Raw genomic sequence first — 11,433 nt, forward strand, 5'->3', positions numbered from 1 at the left:
GTGCGGGAGGGCTCCGGGGCGACGCCCGGCGAGAGCCCTGCTGGTATGCATGCATGTTAAGTAGGCGTGTCAGCGGGGTGTCAATGAACAGACCGAAGCTACCGACCAGTTGGCGCGGCATAGTGGGGCGAATCTACCCACATCGAGGCCAGGTGAGACCCTGGCGTTACCTAACATGCAACTAGGAACCCGCCCTCATGAGGGGACGGCTCAGTGGCCGGGGACGGCCGCCAGCTCCCGGGCGAGCCGCCGCACCGCGCTCCCGGGTGTCTCCTGCCCGGTCAGGGCGTCATGGACGACCGCCTGCACGACCAGGCTGACCTGGTCGTAGCGCGGGCTCTTGGGGCGCGGGGCGGCGGACAGCACGCTCGCCCGCAGGGTCGGCAGATAGGGGAACCGCCGTACCAGGTCGGGGTCGTCGTAGAGCGCGGCCCGCACCGGCGGCAGCGCGCCACGCGTCAGGACCTGGCGCTGGACCTGCTCACCGGTCAGATAGGCGATCAGGCGCGCAGCGGAGTCGGGGTGCCGCGCATGGGAGTTGACGGCCAGGTTGGAGCCGCCGAGAACACTGGTCCCGGGCCCGTGCGGCCCCGGCAGCGGCACGGCGCCCACCTTCCCGGCGACCTTCGAGCCCGGGGCGGAGGCGGCGACATACGCGTAGGGCCAGTTGCGCAGGAAGAGCAGCCGCCCGTCCTGGAATGCCTGCTTGGACTCCTCCTCCTTGTAGGTCAGCGCCGCCCTCGGTATCCAGCCCTCGCGCACCCCGCGGGCCAGGAAGCCGATGCCCTCGCGGGCCGCGGCCGAGTTCACGGTGACCCGCTCGCCCTCGTCGCCGAGGATGGTGCCGCCCGCCGAGTACACGGCCTCGGCCGCGTTGACGGTGAGGCCCTCGTAGGGCAGGAACTGGCCCGCGTAGCCGTCGAGTCCGTACTTCGGGGCGATGGTCCGGGCGTCCCGCTCCAGCTCCGCCCAGGTGCGCGGCGGCGCCACGCCCTCCTTGGCGAGGAGGTCCTTGCGGTACAGCAGCAGACCGGCGTTGGTGACGTAAGGGACCGCGTAGAGCCGCCCGTTCCAGGTCGCCGTGCCGACGACCGGCGGCAGGAAGCTCTTCAGCGGGAAGCGGTCGCGGGGCAGCGGCCGGATCCAGCCCGCCGCCGCGAACTCGGAGGTCCAGGCGACATCGATGTTGAGGACGTCGAACCGGCTGCGGTCGCCCCCGCGCAGGTCGGTCGTCATCTGCGCATGGGTCTCGTCCGCGGAGTCCGGCAGCTCGACCAGGGTGACCTTCTCGCCGGGGTGCGTGCGGTTCCAGCCGTCGAGGAGCGGGCCGAGATAGCCGGTGAGGTCGCCCGCGGTGGCCAGGGTGAGCGGGCCGCGGCCCCCCGAAGTCCCGTCGTCGGCGCGGGCACCCGAGACGACATAGCCGGACAGGACCACGGCGAGCACCAGGAGGCCTCTACCGGCGGCGCGCGTCCACCGCATAGGTTCCTCCCTGTACACCGGCGCCGGGCACCCTCGCCCGGGTCAGAGGCCATGTATACCTGTTAGGTATGGGCGATACTAGGGCCTGGAGCACATCACCCGGACAGGAGGACAGCACGAGTGCGCCTGCCCCTCCTGGCACTCCTCGCCCGCGGCCCCGCCCATGGCTATGAGCTCAAGCAGGACCTTGAGCAACTGCTGGGCGCCGCGTACCCTCAGCCGAACGTCGGCCAGATCTACGTCACCCTCGCCCGCCTGGAGAAGTCCGGGCTGATCGCGGGCGAGGAGGTCGAGCAGTCCAGCCGGCCCAACAAGAAGATCTACCACCTCACCGACGCCGGGCGGGAGGCGCTGCACGCCTGGTTCGAGGAGACCGAGGACGAGCCGCGGGTACGGGACGAGTTCTTCATGAAACTGGCCCTGGCCCCGCAGACCGGTCTCGCCGACCAGATCGCCCTGATCAACCGGCAGCGGCGCCAGTACCTCAACACCATGCGCAGCCTGTCGAGACTGGCCGCCGCCGAAGACCGCGACAACCGGATCGCCCAGCTGCTGATCGAGGGCGCGATGCTGCATATGCAGGCCGACCTCGACTGGCTGGAGCGGTGCCAGGAGGAACTGGAGGAGCTTCAGTGAGCGAGGATCCCCCACCTCTGCTGCGGGCCGAGGGCCTCGTCAAGACGCACCACGGCGAGGGCGCGCCCGCCCGTGCGGTGCGCGGGGTCGACCTCGCCGTCGCCCGGGGCGAGTTCGTGGCCGTCACCGGCCCCTCCGGCGCGGGCAAGTCGACGCTGCTGCATCTGCTGGGCGGGCTCCAGCGGCCGGACGCGGGCCGCATCCTGCTGGACGGCGAGCGCACCGACTCCTACACCGAGGCGCGCTGGGCCGTGGAGCGCAGAAAGCGCATCGGGATCGTCTTCCAGTTCTTCAACCTGGTCTCCGGGCTGTCCGTCGCGGACAACGTGGAGCTGCCCGCGCTGCTCGCCGGGACGCCCCCGAAGCGGGCGCGCGCCGCGCGGGAGGAGCTGCTCGCCGAGCTGGGCCTCACCGGCAAGGAACGCAGCATGCCGGGCGAGCTGTCCGGCGGCGAGCAGCAGCGGGTCGCGCTCGCCCGGGCCCTGGTCAACCATCCGCCGCTGCTGCTCGCCGACGAACCCGCGGGCAGTCTCGACAGCAGGGGCACCCGCGAGGTGATGCGGCTGCTCACCCGCTTCCACCAGCGCGGCCAGACGATCGTGCTGGTCACCCATGACGCCCGGCTGGCGAGCGCCGCCGACCGGGTGATCAGCTTCTTCGACGGCCGGATCGCCGACGACGCGGCGCTGGAGGGCACGCCCTCCCGCCGCGCCGGTGCCTCCGGCGTGCTGGAACTGAAGGACTGATCGCGGTGCACCACCCCCGGACGCCGAACCGTCCCTCCCGCTCCCGGCCGAGGGGCTGACGCCGTGCGGGCCACCCTGCGCTGGGCGCACTCCGATCTGCGGACCCACCGCGGCGAGGCACTGTTCATGGTGCTCGTCTCGGCCGGTGTCGTCGCCTCGTTGCTGCTCGCCACGGCCCTGTTCGGCTATGCGACCAACCCCTGGCAGCGGGTCTTCACGGAGGCCCGCGGTGCTCATGTGTGGATCCACTCGGGCGGCCCGGCCGACGCCTCGAAGCTGGCCCGGCTGGACGGGGTGGAGTCCGTCGCCGGGCCCTACCCCACCGAGTCCCTGACGGTGACCTCCCGCGGCGCCCGGGCCTCGGTGGAGCTGCGCTCCACGCCCCGGCAGCCCTCCGTCGGGCGGCCGCTGCTCACCGCGGGCCACTGGCTGGACCCGGGCGACCCCACCGGTGTGGTGCTGGAGAGCCGGCTGGCCCGGGCGCTGCTGGCCGAGCCCGGCGACACCCTGGGCGTACCCGGCACCGACCGGACCCTGACCGTGGTGGGCGTCGCCGACAGCGCCGAGCCCCGCTACAGCCCCGGTGAGCAGCCCGGGTTGGTCTGGGCGCCGCCGTCCGCGCTGCGCCGCCCCGGCGGACAGGTCACCGGGCTGCGCCTGACCGACCCGGACGACACGGACTACGCCGTCCAGCGCGCCGTCACCGTGCTGGGGGCGGGGGCGATCAGCGAGGTCTCCACCTGGCAGCAGGCGCGGGCCGCGGCGCAGGGCGAGAACCGGCTGCTCGGCCAGGTCCTCGGACTGTTCGGACTGGGTGCGCTGGTGGCCGCCGGGTGCGCCGTGCACGGGGCGATCGGCACCCGCATCCGGGGGCATCTGCGGGACATATCGGTCCTGAAGGCGATCGGCTTCACCCCGGGGCAGGTGGTCCGCGTCTTCCTGCTCCAGCATGTGGCGTACGCGCTGCTCGGCGCGGTGGCCGCGGCGGGGCTCACCCAGGGTCTGGGCAGGCGGATCCCGGGGCGTCTCGGGGACGCGGTCGGGGTGTGGCAGGGGCTGCCCGGGCACACCCTGGCGTTGGCCGGGGTGCCGGTCGCGGCCGTGCTGTTCATCGCCGCCACCACCGGGCTCGCGGCCTGGCGCGCCGGGCGGGTGCCTCCGGTGCCGGTGCCCCGGCCCGCGGCACCGGCCGGGGGCCGGCTGACCGGCGCGGCCCGCGGGGCGCTCGGTCTGCGGCTGCCGCCCGCGCTGGTCCTGGGCTGGCACCAGGCGTTCACGCGCCGGGCCCGGTCGCTGGCGACGGTCGTCCGGCTGGCGCTGCCGCTGCTGCTGATCGTGGTGGCGCTGAGCGCGTGGACCACCATCGACCGCTTCCACAGCAGGCCCGCGGAGGTCGGTCTCGCCGCCGCCCTCACCGTGCGCCCCGACTCGGGGCTGGACGACGCGGCCGCCCGCTCCCTGCTGGCGGCCGACCCCCGGGTCGCCGCCGCCTACCCCGGTGTGGAGGTGGCCGCCCTGGTGCCGGGCCAGACGGCGACGATCGCCCTGCGCGGCCTGGGCTCCCGGCGGGATCCCTACCCCTACGCCCTCGCCGAGGGCCGTCCCGCGCGCGGGCCCGACGAGGCGGTGGCCGGGCAGGGGCTGCTCGACCTGCTGCATGTGCGGGTCGGCGACTGGGTGCGGATGACGGTCGGCGACCAGCCGCAGATCCTGCACCTGGTGGGCCGCAGCATCGAGCCGGAGAACGCCGGGCGGGTCATCTCCACCTCGCTCGACACCCTCCGCGAGAACGACCCCGGACTGCGTCCGACCCTCTACCGGCTGCGGCTGCGCCCCGGCGCCGATCCGCACGAGGTCGCGGGCGAGCTGTCCCGGGCCGCCCGCGGGCATCTGGACGTGCTTCCGGTGGCGAACCCCGCGGACGGGCTCTCGCCCCTGCGCGGGGTGGTCGCCGGTCTGGTCGCCGTGCTGGCGCTGATCGGGATCGTGGAGCTGATGACCGCGATCGGCGGCACCGTCCGGGAGGGCGAGCGGGACCTGCTGGCGCTCAAGGCAATCGGTCTGTCGCCGCGGCAGATCACCGGGATCACCGTCACGGCCGTGGTCTGCACCGCGCTGGCCGCGGTCGGTGCCGCCACCGCGCTGGGCCTTCCGCTCGCCCGCTGGCTGATCGACGTCCAGGGCCGGTCCAGCGGTATTGGCGCCGGTCTCGCCCAGGGGCCGCCCCCGGTCCTGCTGGTGCTGCTCGGGGCGGCCGCCGTACTCGGTGCCGCCGCCCTTGCCTTCCTGCCCGCCTCCCGGGCGGCCCGCCGACGGCTCGCGGACACCCTGAGCGCCGTGGCCTGAGCGCGGCGACCCGGCCGGACCGCGGGAGGCGGCGGCCCCGGGGGTGCCGCCTCCCACGGAACCGTCGTCGCTAACGGCCGCGCAGCTCGCGGTACTTGGCGACCAGGGTCTTGGTGGAGCCGTCCAGGCCGGGCACCTCCGTGCCCTCGGTCAGTGCGGGCTCCACCCGCTTGGCGAGGACCTTGCCCAGCTCGACGCCCCACTGGTCGAAGGAGTCGATGTTCCAGATCGCGCCCTGGACGAACACCTTGTGCTCGTACAGCGCGACGAGCTGGCCGAGCACCGACGGGGTGAGCTGCCGGGCCAGGACGGTGGTGGTGGGGTGGTCGCCCTGGAAGGTCTTGTGCGGCACCAGCTCCTCCGGTACGCCCTCGGCGCGCACCTCCTCGGGCGTCTTGCCGAAGGCCAGCGCCTGCGTCTGGGCGAAGAAGTTGGCCATCAGCAGGTCGTGCTGGGCGACCAGGCCGGGCCGCAGATCGTCGACCGGCTCGGCGAAGCCGATGAAGTCGGCGGGGATCAGCTTGGTGCCCTGGTGGATCAACTGGTAGTAGGCGTGCTGCCCGTTGGTGCCCGGAGTGCCCCACACGACCGGACCGGTCTGCCAGTCGACCTTCTTGCCGTCCCGGTCCACGGACTTGCCGTTGGACTCCATGTCCAGCTGCTGGAGGTAGGCGGTGAACCGGGACAGATAGTGCGAGTACGGCAGCACCGCGTGCGACTGGGCGTCGTGGAAGTTGTTGTACCAGATGCCCAGCAGGCCCAGCAGCAGCGGCACATTGGACTCGGCGGGCGCGGTGCGGAAGTGCTCGTCCACGGTGCGGAAGCCGTCCAGCATCTCCCGGAAGCGGTCCGGGCCGATGGCGATCATCAGCGACAGCCCGATCGCCGAGTCGTAGGAGTAGCGGCCGCCTACCCAGTCCCAGAACTCGAACATGTTGGCGGTGTCGATGCCGAACTCCTCGACCTTGGCGGCGTTGGTCGACAGCGCCACGAAGTGCCGGGCGACGGCCTCCTGACCCGCCTTCAGCTCATCGAGCAGCCAGCCGCGCGCCGAGGTGGCGTTGGTGATCGTCTCGATGGTGGTGAAGGTCTTGGAGGCGATGACGAACAGCGTCTCGGCCGGATCCAGGTCCCGTACGGCCTCGTGCAGATCGGCGCCGTCCACATTGGAGACGAAACGGACCGTCAGATCGCGCCGGGTGTAGGCGCGCAGCGCCTCGAAGGCCATGGCCGGGCCCAGGTCGGAGCCGCCGATACCGACATTGACGACGTTCTTGATGCGCTTGCCGGTGTGACCGGTCCACTCGCCGGAGCGGACCCGGTCGGCGAAGGCGCCCATCCTGTCCAGCACCGTGTGCACCCCGGGGACGACGTTCTCCCCGTCGACCTCGACCACGGCGTCCCGCCGGGCCCGCAGCGCGGTGTGCAGGACCGCGCGGTCCTCGGTGGTGTTGATCTTCTCGCCGCGGAACATGGCGTCCCGGAGGCCGAACACGTTCCGGGCGGCGGCCAGCTCGCGCAGCAGCCGCAGCGTCTCGTCGGTGACCAGGTGCTTGGAGTAGTCGACATACAGATCACCGACCTGGAGGGTGTACTCGCCGCCGCGCCCGGGGTCCGCCGCGAACAGCTCGCGCAGCCGCACCTCGCCGAGTTCCTCGCGGTGCTTGGCCAGAGCGGTCCACTCGGGCGTCTGATTGAGCCGGGTACGGCCGTCTGCGTTCATGTCGGATTCAGCCTTCTTCCTCGCCGGTCCTGCTGCGTGTACCTCACCGCGCTGCCGGATCCAACCTAGTTGATCAGGGGGTGCGGTACCGCGGTGTCGCGCCGGTGCGAAAGCAGTTCCGGCCGGGCACCGCAAACGGTGCCCGGCCGGACTCGGCTGTCAGATCTCGCCCCGCAGTTTGGCGAGCGCCTCGGCGAGGATCGCCTCGCCGTCCGCGTCGCTGCGCCGCTCCCGCACATAGGCGAGGTGCGTCTTGTAGGGCTCGGTGCGCGGCGGAGCCGGCGGGTTGTCTCGGTCCTGACCGGCCGGGAAGCCGCAGCGGGGGCAGTCCCAGGTGTCGGGTACGGCCGCGTCGCTGGCGAAACTCGGCTGGGTCTCGTGCCCGTTGGAGCACCAGAAGGAGACGCGCAGACGCGGCGCGGACTCGCCGCGCTCGGCCTCGCCCATCGGGCCCGCCCCGACCCGGCTCCCCCGGATCGCGTTGCCACTTGCCACGTCGTCACTCCCTGCGTGATGGTGCCGCGAAGCGAGTCGGCGTTTCGCTTCGCTGCGAGCGCCTCAGTCTACGTAAGGCCCAACGCGCGTCCAGGGATGGGAGTTACCCCCCGCACCGAGACGCACGCCCCATGATAGGCCGCGTCCGCAGGCGCGTACCCGACATGGGGCGTTACGTGCTGACCGCGCGGTGCCGGAGCGGGCCCCGCGTCGGCCGCCGCGTCAGCTGTTGACCTTCATCAGCAGGCCGAGCACCACGATGCACGCCAACCAGAGCAGACCGATCACCACGGTGATCCGGTCGAGGTTGCGCTCGGCGACCGAGGAGCCGCCGACGGAGGACTGCATGCCGCCACCGAACATGTCGGAGAGGCCGCCGCCCTTCCCCTTGTGCATCAGCACCAGCAGCATCAGCAGCAGGCTGAAGATGATCAGGGCGATCGAGAACCCCAAAACCACGGCTGGACCAACTTCCTCGGACTCGGATGGACGACGGGGGCACGATGGCAAGCCACCATGCCCCCGCAAGGGTACGACGGATCGCCCCTAGGACACACTCACAGCCGCTCGGTTCCCTCGCGGGACGCGGATCACTGGTCCCGGAAGCGGACGATCTTGACGAACTCGTCGGCGTCCAGCGAGGCACCGCCGACGAGCGCGCCGTCAATGTCCGGCTTCGACATGATCTCGGCCACATTGCCCGACTTCACGGAGCCGCCGTACTGGATGCGGACCTGGTCGGCCACCTCCTGGGAGTACAGCTCGGCGATCTTGCCGCGGATCGCCGCGCAGACCTCCTGGGCGTCGTCGGCGCCGCAGACCTTGCCGGTGCCGATGGCCCAGACGGGCTCATAGGCGATCACCAGGGTCTCGACCTGCTCCGCGGAGAGTTCCTTCAGACCGCCCTCGACCTGCGTGAGGGTGTGACCGACGTGGTTGCCCGCCTCACGGACCTCCAGCTCCTCGCCGACGCACAGGATCGGGGTCAGCCCGTGCTTGAAGGCCGCCTTGGCCTTGGCGTTCACCAGCTCGTCGGTCTCCCGGTGGTACTGGCGCCGCTCCGAGTGGCCGATCACCACAAAGGTGCACTTCAGCTTGGCCAGCATCGGGCCGGAGATCTCACCGGTGTAGGCGCCGGAGTCGTGCGCCGAGACGTCCTGGGCACCGTACTTGATCTTCAGCTTGTCGCCGTCGACCAGCGTCTGCACGGAGCGCAGATCGGTGAAGGGCGGAAGTACGGCGACCTCGACGGCCTCGTAGTCCTTGTCGGCCAGGGCGAAGGCGAGCTTCTGGACGTGGGCGATGGCCTCGAGGTGGTTGAGGTTCATCTTCCAGTTGCCCGCCATCAGCGGCGTGCGCTCGGCGGAAAGGGATGGAGCCATTGAGGTTCAGTCCTCCAGTGCGGCGAGGCCGGGGAGCGTCTTGCCCTCGAGGTATTCGAGGGAGGCGCCGCCACCGGTCGAGATGTGACCGAATGCGGATTCGTCGAAGCCCAGGGTGCGGACGGCGGCGGCGGAGTCGCCGCCTCCGACCACGGTGAAGCCCGGGGACTCGACGAGGGCCTGGGCGACCGCCTTGGTGCCCTCGGCATAGTCGGGGTGCTCGAAGACGCCCATGGGGCCGTTCCAGAAGACGGTGGCGGCGTCGGCGAGCTTCGAGGCGTAGAGCTTGCGGGTCTCCGGACCGATGTCCAGGCCCTCCTGGTCGGCGGGGATCGCGTCCGCGGCGACGACGGTGGGGTTGGCCGGGGCCTTGGTCTTCAGGTCCGGGAACTCCGGGGAGACCAGTACGTCCACGGGCAGGAGCAGCTCGACGCCGTTCTTCTCCGCGCGCGCGATGTACTCGGTGACGGCCGGGATCTGGTCCTCCTGGAGGAGGGAGATGCCGACCTCGTGACCCTTGGCCTTGAGGAAGGTGTAGGCCATGCCGCCGCCGATGAGCAGCCGGTCGGCCTTGGCGATCAGCTGGTCGATCACGGCCAGCTTGTCGGAGACCTTGGCGCCGCCCAGGATCACGACGTACGGGCGCCGGAGGTCGTCGGTGAGCTTCTTCAGCACACCGACCTCGGTGGCGATGAGGTATCCGGCGTAGTGCGGCAGCCGGGCCGGGAGGTCGTAGACGGAGGCGTGCTTGCGGTGCACCGCGCCGAAGCCGTCGCCCACGTACACATCGGCGAGGGCGGCGAGGCGGTCGGCGAACTCGCCGCGCTCGCTGTCGTCCTTGGCGGTCTCGCCGGGGTTGAAGCGCAGGTTCTCGATCACCGCGACCTGGCCCGGCTGGAGGCCGTCCACCGCGTCGTGGGCGGCGGGCCCGACGGTGTCCTCGGCGAAGGCGACGGGCGCGCCGAGCAGTTCACCGAGGCGCTCGGCGGCGGGCAGCAGGGAGAAGGCCGGGTCCGGGGCACCCTTGGGGCGGCCGAGGTGCGAGGCGACGACCACCTTGGCGCCCGCCTCGGCGAGGGCCTTGACGGTGGGCAGGACGGCACGGATGCGGCCGTCGTCGGAGATGCGGCCGTCGGCCAGCGGGACGTTCAGATCGGCGCGGACGAAGACCCGCTTGCCGTCCACGCCGTCGGCGAGAAGTTCGTCGATCGTCTTCATGAGGGACTCCTGGAGGGGGCTCTTGATCGTACGAGAGCGGGTGGAGCTGCACGCGAGCGGCCCCCGATGGTCGTACACGGGCGCGCTCACGGTACGTGAGTCAGGGCTCGGGCGGCGCGCCTGCGCTGCCCGAGCCCTGTTCTCACATGGAGATGCCTGCTGCGGCGATCAGAGCTGGTTGCCGATGAAGACCGTCAGGTCGACGAGGCGGTTGGAGTAGCCCCACTCGTTGTCGTACCAGCCGATGACCTTCACGTTCTTGCCCTCCTGGACCATGGTCAGGGAGGAGTCGAAGGTGCAGGACGCCGGGGAGTTGACGATGTCGGAGGAGACGATCTGGTCCTCCGTGTACTCCAGCAGGCCCTTCAGCTCGCCCTCGGCGGCCTTCTGGAAGGCGGCGTTGACCTCTTCCTTGGTGACCTCGCGGGAGAGCTCGATGACCAGGTCGGTCACGGAGCCGGTGGGGACCGGGACGCGCATGGCGATGCCGTCCAGCTTGCCCTTGAGCTGCGGCAGGACCAGGGCGGTGGCCTTGGCGGCACCGGTGGTGGTCGGGATGATGTTCTCCGCGGCGGCGCGGGCGCGGCGCAGGTCCTTGTGCGGGAAGTCCAGGATGCGCTGGTCGTTGGTGTACGCGTGCACCGTGGTCATCAGACCCTTGACGATGCCGAAGTTCTCGTCGAGGACCTTCGCCATCGGGGCCACGCAGTTGGTGGTGCAGGAGGCGTTGGAGATGACGTGGTGCTTCGCCGGGTCGTAGACGTCCTGGTTGACGCCCATCACGATGGTGACGTCCTCGTCCTTGGCCGGAGCCGAGATGACGACCTTCTTGGCGCCGCCGGCGATGTGCTTCGCGGCGTCTTCCTTCTTGGTGAAGATGCCGGTCGACTCGATGACGATGTCGACGCCCAGCTCGCCCCAGGGGATGTCGGCCGGGTTGCGCTCGGACAGGACCTTGATGGTCTTGCCGCCGACGGTGATGGTGTCCGCGGTGTGGGACACCTCCTCCTTGAGACGGCCGAGGATGGTGTCGTACTTCAGCAGGTGCGCGGTGGTCGCGGTGTCACCCAGGTCGTTGACAGCCACGATGTCGATGTCCGCACCCTGCTCCAGCAGCGCGCGGAAGTAGTTGCGACCGATGCGGCCGAAGCCGTTGATTCCTACGCGGATCGTCACGAACCGATCTCCTCGTTGGTACGCCGGCTCTCGATGCCGGCGAGCTCTGTTTGGGATGTCCCCGACCGCCTACGACCCTACCTCCCTGATGCCCCCGGAGTGACATCCGAGATGGCTCATACACGGCAGTGTGGTCCGTACCCGCCAGTAGGGGTACGGATCGCCCCGTCCCGGGGGCTTTGACCACCCCTTTCGGTGATACGGGGCCAACTGCCGTTGACTACAGGGG

Annotated in this window: 10 protein-coding genes; 3 read left to right on the forward strand and 7 right to left on the reverse strand. The window is 71.1% G+C overall.

The window, feature by feature from the left end; translation table 11 throughout:
- Positions 1–210: 210 nt before the first annotated feature.
- Complete coding sequence (locus ACIHAA_RS25905) at positions 211–1,482, reverse strand: ABC transporter substrate-binding protein (protein WP_399821135.1); 1,272 nt, start codon at positions 1,480–1,482, stop codon at positions 211–213.
- 120 nt (positions 1,483–1,602) lie between these two features.
- Here ACIHAA_RS25905 and ACIHAA_RS25910 point away from each other — a divergent pair, with 120 nt between their 5' ends.
- The 3 genes from ACIHAA_RS25910 to ACIHAA_RS25920 all read left to right on the forward strand — a co-directional run bounded on the left by ACIHAA_RS25910 (position 1,603) and on the right by ACIHAA_RS25920 (position 5,210).
- Complete coding sequence (locus ACIHAA_RS25910; RefSeq protein ID WP_399821138.1) at positions 1,603–2,118, forward strand: PadR family transcriptional regulator; 516 nt, start codon at positions 1,603–1,605, stop codon at positions 2,116–2,118.
- Positions 2,115–2,864 (forward strand): ABC transporter ATP-binding protein, encoded by a 750-nt coding sequence (locus tag ACIHAA_RS25915; RefSeq protein ID WP_399821140.1) that lies wholly within the window; start codon positions 2,115–2,117, stop codon positions 2,862–2,864. Before ACIHAA_RS25910 ends, ACIHAA_RS25915 begins: the two co-directional genes overlap by 4 nt.
- Positions 2,865–2,927: 63 nt before the next feature.
- Entirely contained in the window at positions 2,928–5,210 is a 2,283-nt protein-coding gene (locus tag ACIHAA_RS25920; RefSeq protein ID WP_399821142.1) for an FtsX-like permease family protein, read from the forward strand.
- A 70-nt stretch (positions 5,211–5,280) separates the two neighbouring features.
- On the opposite strand, the gene pgi is transcribed toward ACIHAA_RS25920, so the two are convergent.
- From pgi to gap, 6 genes are all read right to left on the reverse strand, one after another.
- Entirely contained in the window at positions 5,281–6,933 is a 1,653-nt protein-coding gene (gene pgi / locus ACIHAA_RS25925; RefSeq protein ID WP_399821144.1) for a glucose-6-phosphate isomerase, read from the reverse strand.
- Between the two features lie 159 nt (positions 6,934–7,092).
- Positions 7,093–7,380, reverse strand: coding sequence for an RNA polymerase-binding protein RbpA (locus ACIHAA_RS25930; RefSeq protein WP_399821357.1), 288 nt, complete (start codon positions 7,378–7,380; stop codon positions 7,093–7,095).
- Between the two features lie 270 nt (positions 7,381–7,650).
- Positions 7,651–7,887 (reverse strand): preprotein translocase subunit SecG, encoded by a 237-nt coding sequence (gene secG / locus ACIHAA_RS25935; RefSeq protein ID WP_399821146.1) that lies wholly within the window; start codon positions 7,885–7,887, stop codon positions 7,651–7,653.
- A gap of 131 nt (positions 7,888–8,018) precedes the next feature.
- Complete coding sequence (gene tpiA, locus ACIHAA_RS25940; RefSeq protein WP_399821359.1) at positions 8,019–8,774, reverse strand: triose-phosphate isomerase; 756 nt, start codon at positions 8,772–8,774, stop codon at positions 8,019–8,021.
- A gap of 42 nt (positions 8,775–8,816) precedes the next feature.
- A complete protein-coding gene (locus ACIHAA_RS25945; RefSeq protein ID WP_399821148.1) occupies positions 8,817–10,028 on the reverse strand; it encodes a phosphoglycerate kinase in 1,212 nt (403 codons plus the stop codon).
- 168 nt (positions 10,029–10,196) lie between these two features.
- Positions 10,197–11,204, reverse strand: a complete 1,008-nt coding sequence (gene gap, locus ACIHAA_RS25950) for a type I glyceraldehyde-3-phosphate dehydrogenase (RefSeq protein ID WP_399821150.1) — start codon at positions 11,202–11,204, stop codon at positions 10,197–10,199.
- Positions 11,205–11,433 lie beyond the last annotated feature (229 nt).

It is taken from the genome of Streptomyces sp. NPDC052040 (assembly GCF_044548405.1).
In the GTDB taxonomy this organism is placed as follows: domain Bacteria; phylum Actinomycetota; class Actinomycetes; order Streptomycetales; family Streptomycetaceae; genus Streptomyces.

Bases quoted from the DNA above. Each gene is read 5' to 3' on its own strand.
- ACIHAA_RS25945 (WP_399821148.1), bottom strand. From the start codon at position 10,028: ATGAAGACGATCGACGAACTTCTCGCCGACGGCGTGGACGGCAAGCGG.
- ACIHAA_RS25905 (WP_399821135.1), bottom strand. From the start codon at position 1,482: ATGCGGTGGACGCGCGCCGCCGGTAGAGGCCTCCTGGTGCTCGCCGTG.
- pgi (WP_399821144.1), bottom strand. From the start codon at position 6,933: ATGAACGCAGACGGCCGTACCCGGCTCAATCAGACGCCCGAGTGGACC.
- ACIHAA_RS25930 (WP_399821357.1), bottom strand. From the start codon at position 7,380: ATGGGCGAGGCCGAGCGCGGCGAGTCCGCGCCGCGTCTGCGCGTCTCC.
- tpiA (WP_399821359.1), bottom strand. From the start codon at position 8,774: ATGGCGGGCAACTGGAAGATGAACCTCAACCACCTCGAGGCCATCGCC.